This window comes from Streptomyces sp. NPDC002838, assembly GCF_040295365.1.
Taxonomy (GTDB): Bacteria; Actinomycetota; Actinomycetes; order Streptomycetales; family Streptomycetaceae; genus Streptomyces.
Genome location: NZ_JBEOVF010000032.1, coordinates 1740 through 20168, shown reverse-complemented (window position 1 = coordinate 20168; position 18429 = coordinate 1740). Strand labels below are relative to the sequence as shown.

Sequence of the window (18429 nt, the reverse complement as noted above, 5' to 3'; positions counted from 1 at the left end):
CTTTTTCCACCCGCTCATAGTGCGTCACCGGACCCCCGATGCCGGAGCCCGGGGCACCGCCGTGGCCACATCGATAAGTACTTGAAAGTCGCACGACAGTAAATCGACAGCTCTCTCCGGAGAAGCTCAGTACCCCGGACCCGATCAAGGAGCTCGTCCCGTGACTGCCGTCCAATCGCCCCCTGCGCCCCCCACGGCGATAACACGCCCCAGGGTGGTGGCCCGCACGGGCCTGTACGCCGTGCTGGCCGCGAACGTGGCCGTGGTGACCTACTTCTTCACCCAGGCCGGGTTCGCCTCGAACACCCTCATCGTGCTGGGCCGGCTGGCCGGTCTGTACGGCGCTCTCCTGATGGCCTTCCAGCTGATCCTGGTGGCCCGCCTGCCCTGGCTCGACCGCCGCATCGGCATGGACCGGCTGACCTCCTGGCACCGCTGGACCGGCTTCGGCCTCCTGTTCACGCTGCTCGCCCACGCCGTCTTCATCGTCTTCGGCTACGCCGAGTCCTCGAACCTGGACCCGGTCAACCAGCTCGTGGACCTCGCCGAGACCATCGAGGGCGTGCTCCGCGCGATCGTCGCGCTGGCGATCATCCTCGTCGTGGGCGCCGTCTCGGGCCGCTACGCCCGGCGCCGGCTGGCGTACGAGACGTGGCACTTCATCCACCTGTACACGTACGTCGCGGTCGTGCTGGCCTTCACCCACCAGGTCGCGGTCGGTACGACCTTCGCCTCGTCCTCCGTGGCCACGTCGTACTGGTATGGGGTGTGGGGCGTCGCGCTCGGCTCGGTGATCGTGGGCCGGCTGGTGCTTCCGCTGTGGCGGAACTGGCGCCACCAGCTGCGCGTCACGGCCGTCGTCCCCGAGTCCGACAACGTCGTCTCGATCTACATGACCGGCCGCGACCTGGACCGGATGCCCGCGCGGGCCGGCCAGTTCTTCCTGTGGCGCTTCCTGACCCGGGACCGCTGGTGGCAGGCCAACCCCTTCTCCCTGTCGGCCGCCCCCGACGGCCGCACCCTGCGGCTGACCGCCAAGGCGGCCGGCGACGGCAGCGCCGCCCTGCGGCACGTGAAGGTCGGCACACGCGTCTTCGCCGAGGGCCCCTACGGCGCCTTCACCGCGATGCACCGCACCCGGCCGGAGGCCGTGCTCATCGCCGGCGGCGTCGGGGTCACTCCCATCCGGGCGCTCCTTGAGGAGCTGCACGGCCACGCCGTGGTCATCTACCGCGTCGCCACCGAGCGGGACGCCGTCCTCTACGACGAGCTGCGGGACCTCGCCCTCACCAAGGGCGCCGAGCTGCACCTGGTGACCGGCCCGCCCGTCCCCGACAAGCTGGCGCCGGGCGAGCTGGCGCGGCTGGTGCCTGACATCGCCGACCGGGACGTCTTCCTGTGCGGACCGCCGCCCATGATGAACGCGGTGCTGGGCAGCCTGCGCGAGCTGAACGTGCCCAAGCCGCAGATCCACTTCGAGCGCTTCAGCCTGGCGGGATGAGGAAGAGACCGTGAAACGAGCGATACCCATTCTCGTCCTGAGCGTCGCGGGCCTGATCCCGGTCTGGCGCTACGAACCGTCGATCGGCGGGACGTCCACGACCGAGGTCGTCGCGCCCGCCCCTTCCACGTCCGCCGCCCCGGGCAGCTCCTCGCAGGTCGTCGCGGGCCCGACGGTCGACACCGAGAAGGGCCCCGTCCAGGTCGAGGTCACCTTCGACGGCGAGAAGATCACCGCCGTGAAGATGCTCCAGCAGCCGAACCATCCGCAGACCACGGCGGCGGTGCCGAAGCTGATCGCGGAGACCTTGGAGGCGCAGAGCGCGGACATCGACACCGTGTCCGGCGCGACGATCACCAGCGACGGCTACCGGGAGTCCCTCCAGGCCGCCCTCGACGCGAAGGGCGCCTGACCGTGCGGCGCGTCGAGCACGTCATGGGCTTCCCCGTGTCGCTGCGGATCGACGACGAGGGCATCCCCGAGTCGGCCGTGGACGCGGTCTTCGCGTGGCTGCGCGAGGTCGACGTCCGGTTCAGCCCCTTCAAGCCCGACAGCGAGGTGTCCCGGCTGGACCGGGGCGAGCTGACGGAGCTCAGCGCGGATCTGCGGGAGGTCCTCGACCTCTGCGAGCACTACCGGATCGCCACCGGCGGCGCCTTCGACGTACGGCTGCCCGACCGCGGCCTCGACCCCTGCGCGGTGGTCAAGGGCTGGTCGGTGCAGTGGGCGGCTCAGCTGCTGACGGCGGCCGGGGCGACGCGCTTCTGCCTCAACGCCGGCGGTGACGTGGTCGCCGCCGGCGGCCCCTGGCGGGTCGGCGTACGGCACCCCGAACACGCCGACAAACTGTGCACCGTCCTCGACCTCAACGACGGCGCGGTGGCGACCTCCGCGTGCTACGAGCGCGGCGACCACATCATCGACGGCCGCACCGGGCGCCCGGCGACCGGCCTGCTCAGCCTGACCGTCGTCGCCCCGGCCCTGACGGAGGCGGACTCGGTCGCCACGGCGGCGTTCGCGATGGGCGCCGAGGGCGTCGACTGGGCCGCCGGTCTGGAGGGCTGCGAGGTGTTCGCGGTGGACGCGCATCGCCAGGTGCTGCGGACGCCCGGGTTTCCGGTCGCGGGGGAGCGGTCCGCGGCGGCGTGATCGAACGCTGACCGATCCGGCGCGGCTTCACCGCGGTTTCACGGCAGAGGGCGGGCCGCAAACGGCAGCCCGCCCTGGGTGGATGAGAGGTCGGCTCAGCCGACGTCGGAGGCGTGCAGGCGCACCAGGCGCTTGAGCTTGGCGAGGGTCATCGCCTCGTCGGTGCCGGACCAGCCGCCCATGGAGATCACCGTGAACGCCTTCCAGCTCATGGTGCCGCTGTAGACGGCCGCGTTGTAGAAGCTGTTGCCGGTGACGGAAGACAGGTTCCAGGCGTACAGGACGTGGCCGGCAGCAGGATCGCCCACAGGGCGGGGCGGGCCCAGTGCGGTTCCTCGGGGGCGCCGGTGAACAGCCTCTTCGTACGAGCGGCCGGTCCGCCTCCGGAGGTTGGGGCGGCCCGGTGCCGGGGACAACCGTCCTGGGCGGGCGCATGAGAATCAGCGAACTCACAGCTCGCCCACAGCCCGCCCCCGACGGATCCCGAGGAAGCGCCCGCCACGGTCGCAACACAAGCCGTCTAGACTCTCCCGGCAACGGCCCGCACAGACAGAACCCGGCCGAGAGCGGGCGACTTCAGCCAGACCCGAAGGGTATTCGGCGTTTTGATACGGATAGATTCAGTCACCAAGCGGTACCCGGACGGCACGGTGGCGGTCGACCGGCTCTCGTTGGAGATACCCGACCGCTCGATCACCGTCCTCGTCGGGCCGTCGGGCTGCGGAAAGACGACGACCCTGCGCATGATCAACCGGATGGTCGAGCCGAGCGAGGGCACGATCCTCCTCGACGGCCAGGACATCACACGGCAGCCGGTCAACACGCTGCGCCGGTCCATGGGGTACGTCATCCAGAACGCCGGGCTCTTCCAGCACCGCACGATCGTCGACAACATCGCCACCGTGCCCCGCATGCTCGGCTGGGGCAAGGAGAAGGCACGGGCCCGGGCGCGGGAGCTGATGGAGCGGGTCGGCCTCGACGCCTCGCTCGCCAAGCGGTACCCCTACCAGTTGTCCGGTGGACAGCAGCAGCGCGTCGGTGTCGCGCGGGCGCTCGCGGCCGATCCGCCGGTGCTGCTCATGGACGAGCCGTTCTCGGCCGTCGACCCGGTGGTGCGCAAGGGCCTGCAGGACGAACTCCTGCGTATTCAGGAGGAGTTGGGCAAGACCATCGTCTTCGTCACGCACGACATCGACGAGGCCGTCAAGCTGGGAACGATGGTCGCCGTGATGCGCACCGGCGGCAAGCTCGCCCAGTTCGCGCCGCCCGCCGAGCTGCTGTCCCACCCCGCGGACGCCTTCGTCGAGGACTTCCTCGGCGCCGACCGCGGCATCCGGCGGCTGTCCTTCTTCCCCTCCGCCGGTCTGGAGCTGCTGACCGCGCCGATCGTCGCGATCGATTCCACGGCCGAGCAGATCGCCGCCCGCGACACGGCCGACGCCCCCTATCTCCTCGTAACGGATCTGGACGGCAAGCCGCTCGGCTGGAGCGAGCCGGACGGGCTGACCGCCGGGGACATCAGGCGGGAGGAACTCCTGCCGTACGGGCGGCCGTTCGTGGCCGGGACGGACTCGCTGCGGGCCGCGCTCGACTGCGCGGTGCTCTCGCCCACCGGATGGGCCGTCGCCGTGGACGCCGAGGGCCGGGCGACCGGGGTCGTCTCCCAGCAGACCATCGGCGAGGCGATCCGCGGCGCCCACGCGGAGGGGCGTACGGCGGACGGCCGTACGCCGGACAAGGTCGCGAAGGCCGCCCGATGAGCGGCTTCTTCGACATCCCCAGCGACCTCCAGCACAGCTGGCTCGGTCTGATCGGACTGCATCTGCGGGAGGCCCTGCTGCCGGTGCTGGCCGGGCTGATCCTCGCCCTGCCGCTCGCCCAACTGTGCGTGCGCTTCCGCTGGTTGTACCCGCCGGTGCTGTGGGTGACGACCGTGCTGTACGCCATCCCCTCGCTGGCCTTCTTCGTCGTCCTCATCGACTACACCGGCCAGACCGAACTCACCGTGATGATCCCGCTGGGCGTCTACAGCCTGGTGGTGCTGGTCCCGGCGATCGTGGACGGCGTGCGGTCGGTGCCGCAGGAGACGCTGGCCGCGGCCACCGCCATGGGCTTCGGCCCCGTACGCCGGTACGTGCAGGTGCAGTTGCCGATCGCGGTGCCCGCCATCATCGCGGGGCTGCGCATCGCGGTCGTCTCCAGTATCAGCCTCGTCAGCGTCGGCACGCTCATCGGCAACCAGGGCGCGCTGGGCAACCTGCTCGCCGACGCGATGTTCTACCACCGGCCCGAACTGGCGGTGAACTCCGTCGTCACCACGGCCGTGTTGGCGATCCTCATCGACGCCCTGCTGGTGGGCGTGCGGGTCCTGCTGACGCCCTGGATGCCGCGCGGTGGGCCCACGAAACCGAAGGCCGACCGGCCCGACCCGGCCGCCCTCGCCCTGGAGGACGCAGCCCGGTGAACGTCCTGAACTTCATCAACGCCTTCTTCAGCGACAGCGCCCACTGGAAGGGTTACGACGGCATCCCCACCCGTCTGTGGGAGCACGTCTGGTACTCCCTCCTGGCGCTCGCCATCGCCGCCGGAATCGGCCTGCCCGTGGGCCTGTGGACCGGGCACACCGGCCGCGGCGGCAACGCGCTCGCGTTCATCGCCACCGCCGCCCGGGCCCTGCCCAGCTTCGGCCTGCTGGTGCTGATGTTCGTCGTGCTCGGACTCGGTCTGCTGCCCGTGATGATCCCGCTGGTCGTCCTCGCCATCCCGCCGATCCTGGTCACCACCTACGAGGCGGTCCGCTCCGTCGACCCCTCCCCGGTGGACGCCGCCCGCGGCATGGGCATGCAGGAGAGCCGCGTCCTGCTCCAGGTCGAACTGCCGGTGGCGCTCCCGCTGATCCTCAGCGGCCTGCGTTCGGCGGCCATCCAGATCGTCTCGACGGCCACCATCGCCGCGTACGTCTCCCTCGGCGGCCTCGGCCGCTACATCGTCGACGGCCTCTACCAGCGCAACTACGAGAAGGTCGTCGGCGGCGCCACCCTGGTCGCCGTGATGGCGCTGGTGACGCTCGGACTGTTCTGGGCGGTGCACCGGGTCGCGGTGTCGCCGGGGGTGCGCAGGAGCAACTGACGGTGGGGGCCGGGGGTTTCCCCGGCCCCTTCCTCGTACATCACCCCTCGGTGCGCGCCAGGGCCTGTTCCAGTACGACGAGCAGGGCGTCGCGGACCGAGCCGCGCTCTCGGGCGTCGAACACCACGAGCGGCACGCGGTCGTTGACGTCGAGGGCCCAGCGGACCTCGTCCAGCGTGTGCTTGACGTGGCCGTCGAAGGCGTTGACGGCCACCGCGAACGGGATCTGCTTGTGCTCGAAGTAGTCGACGGCCGCGTAGCAGTCGTCGAGCCGGCGGGTGTCCACGATGACGAGCCCGCCGACCGCGCCCTCGACGATGTCGTCCCACATGAAGCCGAACCGCTCCTGCCCGGGCGTGCCGAACAGGTACAGCTTCAGGGTGGGGTCGATGGTGATGCAGCCGAAGTCCATCGCGACCGTGGTCGTGGTCTTGCGCGGGGTGTGGCTGAGGTCGTCCACGCCCGCCGCCACCTCGGTGATGGCGGCCTCGGTGGTCAGCGGCTCGATCTCGGAGATCGAGCCGACGGCGGTGGTCTTGCCCACCCCGAAGCCGCCCGCGATCACCATCTTGACCGGCAGCGGTGGTCGTACGGCCGCGGCCTGCGCGGCCCCGGGGAGGGTGGCCGGTTCAGTCGGTGTCACGGAGTACCCCTCGGGAGTCGGGGATGGCCCTGAGGCCATCGATAACCCTTCGCAGGACGGATGCGTCATGGGTGGCGCCGGTGTCGGGCACGTGCACCGTCAACTGCCCCGCCGTGCGCAGGTCCTCGGCGAGGACCCGGACCACGTTGAGGTGCAGCCGCAGCCGGGCCGCGATCTCCGCGATGGACTGCGGCCGCCGGCAGGCGGCGACGATGTCGTGCTGTTCGAAGGAGAGCCGGTCGAGCGCCTCGAGCCCGTCGGTGGTGGCCACCACCTGGGTCTCGACGGGCATCGTCCGGCCGGATGTGCTGGATGCCACCCGGCCGGCGGTGACCAGGAACGGCCGTACGGCGGGGACGGGGCCGACCGGGTCCTGGCCCGGGGGCGTGCTGCCGTCCTCGCCGGCACCTGTCGAAGTGCGGCCGTCCGCCATGGCTGTGTGTCTTCCTCCTCGGTCGGGCGGCGCCCGGTCAGCGCTTCGACGCGGCGCCGACGCTGTTCTTCAGCTGGAGTACGAGCTGGGGGCTGAGCGCTGTACCGGCGCGGTTGGCGAACAGCGTCATCTCGTAGGCGATGTTGCCCAGCTTGGCCTCCTTGTCGGTGACGACGCCGAGGACGGCGCCGCTGCCGATCGCGGAGACCAGGACGTGGCCGCCCTCCAGGTCGATGATGACCTTGTTGAGGCCGCCGAGGCCGTAGTTGCCGGAGGCGCCGGCGGCCAGGCTGGTGATGCCGGAGACGATCGCGGCGAGGCGCTCGGAGTCGGCGTGCTCGCGCAGCTCGGACACGGCGATGAGCAGCCCGTCCGACGACACGGCGATGGCGTCGACGACGCCCGCCGTCTCGGTCGCGAAACGATTCAACAGCCAGGTGAAGTCGGCTGCGGCGGCCTGCAGTTCGGCCGGCGTGGTGCCTCCCTCGGGAGTGTCACCATTCGACGTGCTCACTGCTCCGCTCCTTCCGGGGAGTGGTTCTGGTCGTGCGGGGTGGCTACGCCGTCGTAGCCGTCGCTGTTCTCGCTGGTGCCGTTGTTGTCGCCGATTCCGGCGCCGTTCGCGCTGTCGCGGTGGGCGCGTTCCACGGCCGCCTCGAACTCGTCGAGGGCGGCCCGGACGGCGTCCGCGTCGGCGGGGCGCGGCGCGGCCCGGCGGGGGGCCTGCTGGTCGGGGTCGGTGCCGAAGGTCGTACGGAGGGTGGCTCCACGGACACGGCGGCGCAGGGGCCGGGAGCCGGAGGGATCGTCGGAGGGCACGCCCGCGCCGGTCGGCGGCTGGGCGGGCGTGGGCGTCTCGCCGGTGCGGGCCCTGGGGATGAACGGGGCTTCGGTGGGGCGGGATTCGGGGGTCGTCGCGCCGTCGGGGCCGGTCGCGGCCGGCGTGGGTGAGGCAGAGCCGTCGGTCGGGGCGGTGTCTCGCCGGGGGCGCCTACGGGGGAGCGGCCGGGGCTCGTCGTCGGCCGAGCCGGTGCTGCCCGGGACCGCGGCGTCCGCGAGGACCGCCGAGCGCGAGCCGGAGGCGGTGGCCGACGCGGCCGAGGCCGCGGTCACGCCCTCGGCCGTTGTCGGCGGGGTAGCGGCCCCCGTTTCGGTGGCCGGTGTGCCGCCCTCTTCGGACGCTCCACCGAGCGCTGCCGTCCCTGCGGCCGGTGCGCCGGCGGAGCTTGCCCGACCGGCCGCGGTGACCGCCCCCGACGCCACCGCCGAACCGCCGGAGGCAACCGCCACCGGACTCATCGTCAGCAGCAGAGACGACGGGATGGACACCTCGGCCGTCACACCACCCCCCGGCGTGCGGGACAAGGTCACGGTCACCTCCCAGCGGCGCGCCAGCGTGCCCACCACGAACAGGCCCAGCACCTTCGTCGGGACCACGTCCAGGCGTTCGCGGCGGATCAGGCGGGCGTTCTCCTCGGCGAGTCGCTCGGCGCTCATGCCCAGGCCGTGGTCGGCGACCACGACCAGCGCGCCCTCGGCGTCGTTCTTGACCGTCACCTCCACGGGGCTGCCCGCGGGCGAGAACGACACCGCGTTCTCCACCAGCTCGGCCACCATCAGCGTGAGGTCGCCGATGATGTCGGGCTCCACCATGGCCTCGGTCGCGGCGCTCAGACGGACCCGCTGGAAGCCCTCGATCTGGCCGAGCGCGGCCCGTACGACGTTGGTGAGCGCCAGAGGGCCGGAGTCGAGGACCGTCTCGCGGATGCCGGCGAGCAGCATCAGACTGTCGGCGTTGCGGCGCAGACGGACCGCGATGTGGTCGATGCTGTACAACCGCTCCAGCAGCGCCGGGTCGGTCTCGCCCCGCTCCACCGCGTCGATCAGGGCAAGCTGCCGCGTGGTCAGGTTGCTGACCCTGCGGCCCACGTTGCCGAACATCTCGGCGACGTTGCGGCGGCTGAGCACCTGGCGTTCCAGCAGCGCGGACGCCGTGGTCTGCACGTGGTTGAAGGCCTCCGCGAGATCGCCGATCTCGTCCTTCGCGTTGACCGGCACCTCGCGCAGCCGGGGCGGCCCGTCGTCCTCGGCGTCGTCGTCCGCCACCCGCGCCAGCTCACGGCCGGCGACGTCGGCGACCTGCCGGGCCGCGCCGGTGAGGGCCTGCACGGGCCGGACCACCGAGCGCCGTACCAGCACCGCGAAGGCGATCCAGACGACGAAGCCGAACAGCGCCAGGCCCAGCAGCAGGATCGCGCGCCAGGCGGCGTCGCTGGAGGCGTGGTCGGCCCGGTCGGCGATCTGGTCGATGAGCGACGCGGTGATCTCCAGCCGGGTCTGGGACTGCTCGCGGTAGGCGGGGTAGGAGGCGAGGGCCTCGTTGAACGCCTCGCGGATCCGCTCGGGCGTTCCGGCCTGGAGATTGCTGGGGTCGATCTGCAGCTCGGCGTAGTGCCGGCCGATGGTCGCCTGGGCGGGGTTGTGCTCGATGCCGCCGAGCTCGGCGGCCTGGGCCTCGCTGGCGAACCGCGCGAAGCGGTCGGCCTGGTGGGTGTACTCGTTCTCGGCGCCGACCGCGCCGATGAACTCGATGAGGGCGTTGCTGTCACCGGTGCGCGCGGAGAAGACGGCCGTCTCGAAGGCGCTGTGGGCGGCGTCGGCGCGCAGCAGGGAGTCCAGCAGGCTGCCGGTGAAGGTGCCGGCGAGGTCCGCGTTGTGGTCCAGACCGAGGCCGTCGATCAGCCCCTGGGAGGCGTTGGCGTAGGCCGGGTCGATGTTGTCGGCGGGCAGATAGCCCTGCGCGACGGTGTCGCGCAGGCTGCTGAGGCCGTTGATCTCTCTCAGGGCCTGCGCCTCGGTGTCGGGCAGCCGGTCGCCGAAGGTCTCGCGCACCTTCTCGACCTGGGTGTCCACCGCGGCCTGCGCCTTGCGGTACTCGGCGGTGGAGGGGCGGGTGCCGGGGCCGGCGGCCTCGTAGCGCACGGACAGCAGGATGGCCTGCTGGTGCTCGGTCTCCACCAGGTCCACGAGCTCCGCGACCTGCGCGCTGTCCCGGACCAGTTGGGCCGCCGCGTCCGCGTCCCGGGCCTGGCCCACCTGGTCGGCGATGAGGTAGGCGAGCAGGGCGGCGACCACGGCGAGCGGCACACCGACCAGGACGTTGAGCTTGCGGCGGAACGGCCAGCGGTCGGCGAACCCCCGTATGCCACCGCGGACCGGTGACGGTGCCGGTGTCGACTCGGCGGGTGCGCCCACCTCATTCGTGGACACCAGGCCTCCTTCGTGGGTGTCTCACGGCGCGCGAGGAACTCGAGGAACTCACGTGACCGTTTCTGATCGGTACGGGCCGGTGCTGGGTCAGGGCACCGAGGCAAGTGTGAAACGACACCGAGTGTGATGTCACTGGTGCAAGACAACACCGTTGCGGCCCCCGCACGCCACTGTGACCGGCGCCAACTTCGGCGAGACTACAGTCTCTTCGGACACTCGATCGCGCCACCCTCAGTCAAGAATCCGTTACAACCCGACGCGTGTTCGGTGGGTTCGGTGGCGGGCCCTTCGTCCTTCCTTCACAAGCGACCACGCATTGAGGCCAATTGGTGACCAGGCTGCTCTTGACTGACCGAGAACTCGCTGGATTGGATCAGCGTAAGTGCTTTCGCAGAGCCTTCGCAGCGCACTGGCGCGGGCCCCATGAACCCCCAGATGAACCCCCAGAGTCCGGAACGGGAATCGTGACTTCTACCGCCCCACACAGCAGGTCCTTCAGGAGACACCCCGGCGTGGCCGCCGTCGCGCTCGCCGCCGCCACGGCCCTGCTGGCGGGATGTGGCTCCTCCGACGACGACACGTCCGACCCGCTCGCGAACGACAAGGCGGACAGCGGCACCGTTGTCGTCGGCTCGAACAACTTCGCCGAGAGCATCCTGCTCGCCGACATCTACGGCGAGGCCCTGAAGGCCAAGGGTGTCAAGGTCACCTACAAGCCCAACATCGGCAGCCGCGAGACCACCTACGGTCTGCTGAAGAACGGCTCCATCACGGTCCTGCCCGAGTACAACGGCTCGCTGCTCGCCTACCTGGACCCCAAGGCGGAGCAGAAGTCCGTCGAGGCCGTGAACGCGGCCGCGAAGGCCAAGCTCGACTCGAAGCTGACGCTGCTGGAGTCGGCGCCCGCCGAGGACAAGGACTCCGTCAGCATCAACGCGGAGACCGCGAAGAAGTACAACCTGACCGCCCAGTCCACGCTCGAGGACCTCAAGGACATCGCCCCGGAGCTGGTCATCGGCGGTTCGCCGGAGTTCCAGACCCGGCAGCAGGGTCTGGTGGGGCTGGAGGCCGAGTACGGCCTGAAGTTCAAGTCGTTCAAGGCCCTCGACGCGGGCGGTCCGCTGACCCAGGCGGCGCTGACGAAGAACACCGTGCAGGCCGCGGACATCTTCACCACGGACCCGACCATCACCAAGGAGAAGTTCGTCGTCCTGCAGGACCCGAAGAACCTCTTCGGCTTCGCGAACGTGACCCCGCTGGTGTACAAGTCCGGCCTCTCCCAGGAGGGCGTGGCCGCGCTCAACGAGGTGTCGGCCAAGCTGGACACCAAGTCGCTGCTGGACATGGACACCCAGGTGCAGCTGGAGAAAAAGGACCCGCTGGACGTCGCCAAGGCCTGGCTGAAGTCGGTCGGCCTGACCTGACGTCCGCAGCATGACAGCGGACGGACCGGCGCGGGTGCCCCCTCTGGCAGGGGGCACCCGCGCCGTCCTCGATGGCACGAACCTCGACGTCGCCACGCTCGTCCGGCTCGCCGACGGCACCGCCGTCCCCACCGTGCCTCCCGAGGCATACGAGCGGGCCCGGCGCTCCGGGCACACCGCGCAGCGCCTGGCCGCCGTGGGCCGCCTCTACGGGCGCGGCACGGGCCGAGGCCGTCGCGGCGCAGTGGCGGGCGTGATCCGATCACGTTCGCCGCGGCGAATGACAGTCTCGTGACCGAGCGGGTCTGGGAAGCCCCGACCGCGGCGGGCAGCGTCATCGACCAGTGGGCGGCCGTCGCCCCCGAACTGGCCGGCAAGGTGAAGCCGGTGCGCTACGAGCCGGCCACCCGGCAGCTGGACCTGCTGCCCGTCTCCCCGGCCCATGCCACCCACCTGCGTCTGCTGGGAAGGCAGCTGATCGCCCGGATCAACGCCAAAACCGGCCAGGAGACCGTCAAGGAACCGTGCGTCCTGGCCCCGGGGCAGCGGCGCGGCGGCCCCGGCAGGCTGAGCCGCTTGTTGGCCGTCCGCGACGGTGACTCCCCCGAGCAGCTGGAGCACGTGGCGAACTGGCTGCTGGAGGAACTGCCGTTCATGTTGCGAGAACAGCCGTGGGCCCGAGCCGCCATGATCGTCGCCGGCCCTCCGCAGATCGACCACGACCCGGACACCGAGTTGGTCGTCGCCCCGTCGACCCGCACGACAGCGCCGTACCCCGTGACCGTAGGGTCACCTGCGGCGACCCTGCGCGGCTGCGGGCTCCAGTAGACCCGCCCCCTATTCCGACATCCGAGCGTCCGCTTGTCACCTGGCTGTCGCCCTCCGTATGCGGTCTGCCGCAGTGCATGCGAACGTCACGGTATGCGTACACCGACGACCGGGCTGGACACAGCGACCGGGACCGACGACGAGGCGGTGCCCCCTGTGCGGCTGGCTGCGTCGGCGGCTACGGTGCTCGTACAGCCGACGACCCTGTGCAATCTGGACTGCGCCTACTGCTACCTGCCCGAGCGCGCGGTGGCCAAGCGGATGCCGCTGCAGGTGGCCGACGCGGTCGCCGCGGGCGTGCATGAGTGGGCCCGCTCGCACCCCGTAAGGGTGGTGTGGCACGGCGGGGAACCCCTGGCCGTCGGCCTGCCCCACTTCCGCCGCCTCCTGGAGCGCTTCACCACCAACGCGCCTGAAGAGACGCATCCGGTGATACACGCCGTACAGACCAACGCCACCCTCATCGACGACGCCTGGTGCGAGCTGTTCGCCTCCTGGCCCGTAGTCGTGGACATCAGCATCGACGGCCCCGGGCCGGCGAACGCCGCCCGCACCGACCGCGGCGGCAAGGACAGCACCGCCCACGCGCTGCGCGGCGCAGCCAAGCTACGCGCGGCCGGCATCGACTTCGGCATGATCGCCGTGGTGAGCGATCCCACCCCGCAGACGGCGCGGGAGCTGTACGCCTTCGCCCTTGAGGTCGGCTGCCGCAGCCTGGGGGTTAACCTGGCCGAACGCAAGGGCGTCCACACCCTTCCCGGGCAGCGCCCGAGCGCGCACGTGGTGGCGTTCTGGGCCGAGCTGGCCGCCTGCTGGCAGGCCAACCCCGCCTTGTGGGTGCGCGAGTTCGCCCAGGCCTACAGCTACATCAGGGCCGAGCTCGCAGGCCATGCCCTCCAGCGCGCGGCACGCGAACTGTCGCCGCTGCCGATGGTCTGCCACAACGGGGACGTGGTGCCCATCGGCCCGGAACTGGCCGGCTTCACCCACCCCGAACACGGCCCCTTCATCACCGGCAACGTGCTCCACACTCCGCTGGCCCGCCTGGTGGCCCAGGCTCCGGGAGTGCCGTGGGTGGCCGAGGCCCTCAACGGGGTCCGCGCCTGCCGCAACGCCTGCGACTACTTCGCCTACTGCCGCGGCGGGCAGGCGGCCAACAAGTACTTCGAGACCGGCCATTTGGACGCCACCGAGACCACCTACTGCCGCACCGGCAAAATCGACCTGATGGAAGGAATCCTCGCCCATGCCCAGCACCGCCCCTGACCAGCCCACCGAGCCCGCCACCCCGCTGGCCGAACGCATCCACGCCAACGCCGACCAGCTCGCCACCCCCGCCGCCCAGGCCCAGGAATGCCAGGACACCACCAGCGGCATCATCGACATCGGCTCTATCGGCGGCCTGGGCGGTGTCCTCAGCGACCGGAGGCTGAAGCGGGACATCCTCCCCGTGGACTGGAGCCGATGACCCACCCCACTCCCTGCGGGTCCCCGCCGCCCGGCGAGGGCCCGCCGGAACCCGTCAACGGCCACCGCATCCTGGACGCCGTCGCCGCCCTGCCCATCAGCACCTGGCGTTACCACTGGGAGCCCGACCACGTCCGCCACCTCGGCCCCATGGCCCAGGACTGGCAGGCCCTCATCGGCCTGTCCGCCGACGGACACGCCATCCCCCTCATCGACGCCAACGGCGTGCTCCTCACCGCTGTCCAAGCCCTTCTACACCGCGTGGAAGAACTCGAAGCCCGCCTCAGTCAACTCCGGGAAGCATCCACCGCTGCACGGCGACTGAGCCGGGGCCAGAGGCAAGGCCCCGCTGGGAGCCTCCCGGGCAGGCCACTGGCTGGCCGAACCGGGCCTGCCCCCATCCCGGAAAGCGTGGTCGACTGGCCAACCGGCTACGCCGGCCAGATCCTGCGCAGCCGAGACGAAACCAACGGCCCCCGGCCCGCCGTGCACTGGATCATGCCCGACTTCTCGCGGCCGGCCCGCTGCGCGGCGGAACCGTGTGCCCGATCGAGAACGGGGAGTGGACGGTCACCCTCCTCGGCGCCCACGGCAGCGCCCCAGGAAGCGCCCAGGCCAGTACGGAAGGGCTCGCCGACTTCGCCCGCGGGGCACGCCATCCGCTCCTGGCCGACTTCATCGACCGGTGCGAACCGGTGGGCCCCGTCCACCTCACGCGCCGCATGCGCTGGCAGCGTCGTCACCGCACCGGACGGACGCGTCGCCGGCCCGACGCCTTCGTGGTCCCGGGCGATGCCGCCCGCACCTCCAACCCCGTACTGGCTCAAGGCATGCCGACGGCAGCAGCGGCTGCCGCTGCGCTCCGTGACGAGTTCCGGGGCGGCTACGGCCCGGGTGCGGCCGTCGTCTCCAGAAGGCCGTCGACCGCACCACTCGCCAGGCGTGGATCACCGGCGAGGTGATCAATCTTCTCTACAACAGCCCCACCGCCCGTCTTCCCGTACGCCTGGTGCGACGGTGCGCCATCCGTGCCTTCGACGCCGCCGGCGACCGGGTCGCGCTTCGCGAGGCGCTCTACGACGTCCTGTCGTCCTCCGCCCCCATCACCCGGCTGGCCACCCGTCCGCCCTCCTCGCAGGACTCCTGGGTCCACGACACCCCCCAGCGGCTGGCCGCGTTCCTTCTCGGTGGGCGACGTGGCGACGGCGGCCGAACTGCCGGCGGTACTGGCGGAGTTGTAGAAGCCCCTGTCAGTACCCGACGTGGAACGTGGCGTCCTGCCGCTCGGTGCTGGTCGATATGGGGTCGATCCGCAGGGCGAAGTTCGCGTGCCGGATGTAGCGGGTCGGGTTGTTGTACGAGCGGAACGACGACCAGGAGCTGTCGGCCAGCCCCGCCACCCGGTGGAAGGTGGCGTCCGCGGCGAACGTCGATGTGCCGTCGTTCGCGTCCAGCCGCAGCTCGTAGTTGTAGTGCCGCAGGTACCGCGTCGGGAAGTTGACCGACTGGAAGGACACGCCCGAGGAGTCCGCGAGGCCCGGCACCAGCTTCCACTGGGAGTCGGTGTACGGGTCGAAGGGGTACTCGTCGATCCGTCCGGCGTAGTTGCTGTGCCGGACGTAACGGGCCGGGAAGTTGTAGGACTTGAGCCGGTTCCAGGCCGGGGTGCCCCACTTCGCGACGAGGTTGTCGTACTGGGTGGAGGTGATCGGCTGGATGCCGCAGTGCTTGGAGTTGAGCGGCTGGGTGTAGAGGCGCTGGTCGAGGGCCGTCCAGGTGCCGGCCGCGAGGTTGGTGCTCTGCCAGGCGTAGAAGACGCCGTTCGGTGCGTAGGTGTCTCCCCACAAGTAGAAGGTGTTGGACGTCAGGGACTTGACCACCGTCGGCGCCTCGGTGCCGCCGTGTGAGACCGGCGTGCTGAAGGCGGTGAAGCTGCCCGGGTTCAGGGAGGTCGACCGTGCGCCGACGAGCGTCTGGTTCCGCTTGAAGTACAGGTAGTTGACGCCGTTCACACCGACGGTGAGGTTGCCGTCGATGACGTCGTAACCGGGGTCGAAGAAGACCTGGGGGCTCTCGGTCGTCCGGAAGTCGGTCGTGTAGCTCACCATGATCACGTTGTGGCCGCTGCTGTTCACCGACGAGTAGAGGATGCCGTACCGGCCGCGGCCGGCGTCCCAGAAGGCCTCCGGCGCCCAGCTGTGCGTGTTCGTCATGTCGTGCAGCTTCAGCAGCCGGTAGCCGGTGAAGGTCCGCAGGTCGGCCGAGTCCCAGACGTGGATGTAGACGCTGTCGCGGGTCCAGTCGGTGCCCTTCAGGTCCGTCGCCAGCACGACGAAGGTGCCGTCCTGCTTGCGCAGGATGAACGGGTCGCGCAGGCCTCCGGCGCCCCCGGTCGGCGTGACCACCGGGTTGTTCTGGTTCAGCGGCATCCAGCGCAGGCCGTCGGTGCTGACGGCCAGGTGGAGGCCGTAGTCGGCCTCGAGCATCGTCGTGGACTCGGTGAAGTAGCCCATGACGTACGCCGAGTCGGCGGCGTGGGCGGTTCCCGCGCCGAGTGCCAGGATGCCGGTCGCGGCGAGCGGGGCGGTCGCGGCCAGGCCGAGGATGTGTCTGCGGGTGGGGTGGGTCATGGGTTCTCCAGGTGGGGGCGGGCCTTCTGATCGATCCTGTCGATATACCGAACAGAGTTCGGTGAATCGACCAGAAGGTAGGAGAGCCTCGAGCACCCGTCAATCACACGGTCAGCCTTGGCGGATTCCCGCCACCCGGCCGCGTACGCGACCGAGTTCCGCCCGCGCCCGCGCCGCCGCCCCGATCGCCACCGCGTCCCCGCCCAGCAGTGCGGGCAGGACCCGCACCGGGTGCCCGCTGGTCGTTCGCCCCCGCCGCCTCGGCCACCACCGCGTCCGTCGGCCCCTGTTCCCGTTCGACCCGGAGATGCCCGGAGATGCCGACGAGTAGGCGGAGCTGCTCCTGGGCGGGGTCTATTCCTTGATTGCCGCGGCGATCAACTGGTCGATCAACGCGATGAGTACGTCACGGCACGACCCGCGCTCGCGCGCGTCGCACAGCAGCACCGGCACGTGCTCCGGCAGTGCCAGGGACTCCCGGATCTCCTCGGGCGGGTACGGATGCTTCCCGAAGAAGCCGTTGACGCCGACGACGAAGGGGATGCCCCGGCGCTCGAAGAAGTCCACGGCGGCGAAGCTCGCCTGAGGTCTGCGGACATCGATGAGGACGACGGCGCCCAGCGCACCGACGGCCAGGTCGTTCCACATGAACCAGAACCGCTGCTGGCCGGGGGTGCCGAAGAGGTACAGCACCAGCTGCTCGCTGATCGTGATCCGGCCGAAGTCCAGGGCCACGGTCGTGGCCCGCTTGTCCTCGATGCCGGCCAGGTCGTCGACGTCCAGACCGGCGACGGTCAGCGGTTCCTCGGTGCGCAGCGGCACGATCTCGCTGACGGACCCGACCATCGTGGTCTTGCCGACGCCGAAGCCCCCGGCGATCAGTATCTTGACGGTGTCGGGTGCTTCGGGTTTCTCCCGGGTGGCGGAGTCACAGCCGGCCAAGGCCGTCCCTCACTTTCTGCAGAAGTTCCAGGTCCGGGGTGGCGCGGGTGACGGGATGCGGCGGGTGGGCGGTGATCAGACCGGCCTCCAGCAGATCGCAGAGCATGATCACCATCACGCTCACCGGCAGGTCGAGCAGGGCGGCGAGCTCCGCCACGGCGACCGGCCGGGCACACCGGCGCAGGATCCGTGCCTGCTCGGGCTGCGGCCTGGGGGCCCGCTCGGGCGGCGGATCCACCGCGGCCACCGTCGTGATGAGGGTGAAGTCGGCGCGGCTGGGGCGGGTCCGTCCGCCGGTCAGGGCGAAGGGCCGTACCAGACGGCCCGCCGCGTCGCTTCCGCTCACCTCACTCGCCGGAGGCGGGCATGGGGCCCACGTTGGGCCGTGGTGCCGCGCTCAGGTGCTCGCCGATCTTCTTCACCAGCATGTTCATCTGGTACGCCACCACGCCGACGTCCGCGTTCGGTCCGGTCAGCACGACGAGGTGGGCGCCGGGCCCGGCGGAGGTCAGGATCAGGTAGCTCTTGGCCATCTCGATGAGCGCCTGGCGCACCGGGCCGCCGCGGAAGTCCATGCTGACGCCCTTGCTGAGGCTCATCAGCCCGGACGCGGTCGCCGCCAGCCGTTCGGCGTCGTCGCGCAGGAACCCCGTGGACTTGCTGACGACCAGTCCGTCCTCGGAGAGCACGACGGCCTGGTTCACGTCGGCGACCCGGTCCACGAGTCCGGTGAGCAGCTGGTCGAGCTGGGTGTGCGTGGCGGGGGTGGCGCGTGTCATGGCGGTGTCCTTCATGAGCGGTCGGTGTGGGGAGCCGAGGTGGTGGCGGCCGGGTCCGGGGAGGGGACGTCCGGTGCGGCCGGTCTGTCTTCGTCGTGCGGCGACTGCTGGTCGTGCGGCGTCTGCGTGTTGTGCGGTGACTGCTGGTCGTGCGGCGTCTGCGTGTTGTGCGGTGACTGCTGGTCGTGCGGCGTCTGCGTGTTGTGCGGTGACTGCTGGTCGTGCGGCGTCTGC

The 18429-nt window shown here is 70.8% G+C and carries 21 protein-coding genes and 2 pseudogenes; 13 read left to right on the top strand and 10 right to left on the bottom strand.

Annotated elements, in window-relative coordinates; translation table 11 throughout:
* Positions 1–160: 160 nt before the first annotated feature.
* From ABT063_RS32865 to ABT063_RS32855, 3 genes are read left to right on the top strand one after another with little or no spacing between them, the layout of a single operon-like run.
* On the top strand, positions 161–1501 hold the full coding sequence (locus ABT063_RS32865) for a ferredoxin reductase family protein (RefSeq protein ID WP_351063428.1): 1341 nt from the start codon (positions 161–163) through the stop codon (positions 1499–1501).
* A gap of 10 nt (positions 1502–1511) precedes the next feature.
* On the top strand, positions 1512–1913 hold the full coding sequence (locus ABT063_RS32860) for an FMN-binding protein (protein WP_351063426.1): 402 nt from the start codon (positions 1512–1514) through the stop codon (positions 1911–1913).
* A 2-nt stretch (positions 1914–1915) separates the two neighbouring features.
* Complete coding sequence (locus ABT063_RS32855) at positions 1916–2650, top strand: FAD:protein FMN transferase (protein ID WP_351063424.1); 735 nt, start codon at positions 1916–1918, stop codon at positions 2648–2650.
* Positions 2651–2745: 95 nt separating this feature from the next.
* On the opposite strand, the gene ABT063_RS32850 is transcribed toward ABT063_RS32855, so the two are convergent.
* The gene (locus ABT063_RS32850; RefSeq protein ID WP_351063572.1) at positions 2746–2958 is read right to left on the bottom strand and encodes a mannosyltransferase YkcB-related protein; all 213 of its coding nucleotides are present in this window, start codon (positions 2956–2958) and stop codon (positions 2746–2748) included.
* A gap of 297 nt (positions 2959–3255) precedes the next feature.
* On the opposite strand from ABT063_RS32850, the gene ABT063_RS32845 reads away from it, so the two are divergent.
* From ABT063_RS32845 to ABT063_RS32835, 3 genes are read left to right on the top strand one after another with little or no spacing between them, the layout of a single operon-like run.
* A complete protein-coding gene (locus tag ABT063_RS32845; protein ID WP_351063423.1) occupies positions 3256–4410 on the top strand; it encodes an ABC transporter ATP-binding protein in 1155 nt (384 codons plus the stop codon).
* Positions 4407–5114 (top strand): ABC transporter permease, encoded by a 708-nt coding sequence (locus ABT063_RS32840; RefSeq protein WP_351063421.1) that lies wholly within the window; start codon positions 4407–4409, stop codon positions 5112–5114. The genes ABT063_RS32845 and ABT063_RS32840 overlap by 4 nt, the downstream gene beginning before the upstream one ends.
* Positions 5111–5779: an ABC transporter permease gene (locus tag ABT063_RS32835; protein ID WP_351063419.1), complete on the top strand. Its 669-nt coding sequence runs from the start codon at positions 5111–5113 to the stop codon at positions 5777–5779. Before ABT063_RS32840 ends, ABT063_RS32835 begins: the two co-directional genes overlap by 4 nt.
* Positions 5780–5819: 40 nt before the next feature.
* On the opposite strand, the gene ABT063_RS32830 is transcribed toward ABT063_RS32835, so the two are convergent.
* Genes ABT063_RS32830 through ABT063_RS32815 form a run of 4 tightly spaced genes read right to left on the bottom strand, consistent with a single transcriptional unit; the run spans position 5820 to position 10125 of the window.
* Positions 5820–6422: a GTP-binding protein gene (locus tag ABT063_RS32830; RefSeq protein ID WP_351063417.1), complete on the bottom strand. Its 603-nt coding sequence runs from the start codon at positions 6420–6422 to the stop codon at positions 5820–5822.
* The gene (locus ABT063_RS32825; RefSeq protein ID WP_351063415.1) at positions 6409–6855 is read right to left on the bottom strand and encodes a DUF742 domain-containing protein; all 447 of its coding nucleotides are present in this window, start codon (positions 6853–6855) and stop codon (positions 6409–6411) included. Before ABT063_RS32825 ends, ABT063_RS32830 begins: the two co-directional genes overlap by 14 nt.
* Before the next feature lie 37 nt (positions 6856–6892).
* Positions 6893–7369, bottom strand: coding sequence for a roadblock/LC7 domain-containing protein (locus tag ABT063_RS32820; RefSeq protein ID WP_351063413.1), 477 nt, complete (start codon positions 7367–7369; stop codon positions 6893–6895).
* Positions 7366–10125 (bottom strand): ATP-binding protein, encoded by a 2760-nt coding sequence (locus ABT063_RS32815; protein ID WP_351063412.1) that lies wholly within the window; start codon positions 10123–10125, stop codon positions 7366–7368. The genes ABT063_RS32820 and ABT063_RS32815 overlap by 4 nt, the downstream gene beginning before the upstream one ends.
* A 464-nt stretch (positions 10126–10589) precedes the next feature.
* On the opposite strand from ABT063_RS32815, the gene ABT063_RS32810 reads away from it, so the two are divergent.
* The 7 genes and pseudogenes from ABT063_RS32810 to ABT063_RS32780 all read left to right on the top strand — a co-directional run bounded on the left by ABT063_RS32810 (position 10590) and on the right by ABT063_RS32780 (position 14806).
* The gene (locus tag ABT063_RS32810; protein ID WP_351063410.1) at positions 10590–11549 is read left to right on the top strand and encodes an ABC transporter substrate-binding protein; all 960 of its coding nucleotides are present in this window, start codon (positions 10590–10592) and stop codon (positions 11547–11549) included.
* Between the two features lie 10 nt (positions 11550–11559).
* Entirely contained in the window at positions 11560–11844 is a 285-nt protein-coding gene (locus ABT063_RS32805; protein ID WP_351063408.1) for a hypothetical protein, read from the top strand.
* Positions 11841–12377, top strand: coding sequence for a DciA family protein (locus ABT063_RS32800; RefSeq protein WP_351063406.1), 537 nt, complete (start codon positions 11841–11843; stop codon positions 12375–12377). The genes ABT063_RS32805 and ABT063_RS32800 overlap by 4 nt, the downstream gene beginning before the upstream one ends.
* 93 nt (positions 12378–12470) lie before the next feature.
* A complete protein-coding gene (amcB, locus tag ABT063_RS32795; RefSeq protein ID WP_351063404.1) occupies positions 12471–13643 on the top strand; it encodes a cyclophane-forming radical SAM peptide maturase AmcB in 1173 nt (390 codons plus the stop codon).
* Positions 13624–13845 (top strand): hypothetical protein, encoded by a 222-nt coding sequence (locus ABT063_RS32790; protein WP_351063402.1) that lies wholly within the window; start codon positions 13624–13626, stop codon positions 13843–13845. The genes amcB and ABT063_RS32790 overlap by 20 nt, the downstream gene beginning before the upstream one ends.
* Positions 13842–14006 (top strand): annotated as a pseudogene (locus ABT063_RS32785) (tail fiber domain-containing protein); the annotation flags it as partial. The gene ABT063_RS32790 and the pseudogene ABT063_RS32785, both read left to right, overlap by 4 nt.
* Before the next feature lie 377 nt (positions 14007–14383).
* On the top strand, positions 14384–14806 hold the full coding sequence (locus tag ABT063_RS32780) for a hypothetical protein (protein ID WP_351063571.1): 423 nt from the start codon (positions 14384–14386) through the stop codon (positions 14804–14806).
* 288 nt (positions 14807–15094) lie between these two features.
* Here the strand turns inward: ABT063_RS32780 and ABT063_RS32775 are convergent, their stop codons facing one another.
* From ABT063_RS32775 to ABT063_RS32755, 5 genes and pseudogenes are all read right to left on the bottom strand, one after another.
* Positions 15095–16474, bottom strand: a complete 1380-nt coding sequence (locus ABT063_RS32775; protein WP_351063400.1) for a glycoside hydrolase family 43 protein — start codon at positions 16472–16474, stop codon at positions 15095–15097.
* Positions 16475–16828: 354 nt separating this feature from the next.
* The gene (locus ABT063_RS32770; RefSeq protein ID WP_351063399.1) at positions 16829–17416 is read right to left on the bottom strand and encodes a GTP-binding protein; all 588 of its coding nucleotides are present in this window, start codon (positions 17414–17416) and stop codon (positions 16829–16831) included.
* A complete protein-coding gene (locus ABT063_RS32765; RefSeq protein WP_351063397.1) occupies positions 17403–17762 on the bottom strand; it encodes a DUF742 domain-containing protein in 360 nt (119 codons plus the stop codon). The genes ABT063_RS32770 and ABT063_RS32765 overlap by 14 nt, the downstream gene beginning before the upstream one ends.
* A gap of 1 nt (position 17763) precedes the next feature.
* Positions 17764–18195, bottom strand: coding sequence for a roadblock/LC7 domain-containing protein (locus ABT063_RS32760; RefSeq protein ID WP_351063395.1), 432 nt, complete (start codon positions 18193–18195; stop codon positions 17764–17766).
* A gap of 11 nt (positions 18196–18206) precedes the next feature.
* Positions 18207–18429: pseudogene (locus ABT063_RS32755) on the bottom strand (hypothetical protein); the annotation flags it as partial.

Bases quoted from the DNA above. Each gene is read 5' to 3' on its own strand.
- ABT063_RS32840 (WP_351063421.1), top strand. From the start codon at position 4,407: ATGAGCGGCTTCTTCGACATCCCCAGCGACCTCCAGCACAGCTGGCTC.
- ABT063_RS32825 (WP_351063415.1), bottom strand. From the start codon at position 6,855: ATGGCGGACGGCCGCACTTCGACAGGTGCCGGCGAGGACGGCAGCACG.
- ABT063_RS32805 (WP_351063408.1), top strand. From the start codon at position 11,560: ATGACAGCGGACGGACCGGCGCGGGTGCCCCCTCTGGCAGGGGGCACC.
- amcB (WP_351063404.1), top strand. From the start codon at position 12,471: ATGCGTACACCGACGACCGGGCTGGACACAGCGACCGGGACCGACGAC.
- ABT063_RS32790 (WP_351063402.1), top strand. From the start codon at position 13,624: ATGCCCAGCACCGCCCCTGACCAGCCCACCGAGCCCGCCACCCCGCTG.
- ABT063_RS32775 (WP_351063400.1), bottom strand. From the start codon at position 16,474: ATGACCCACCCCACCCGCAGACACATCCTCGGCCTGGCCGCGACCGCC.
- ABT063_RS32760 (WP_351063395.1), bottom strand. From the start codon at position 18,195: ATGACACGCGCCACCCCCGCCACGCACACCCAGCTCGACCAGCTGCTC.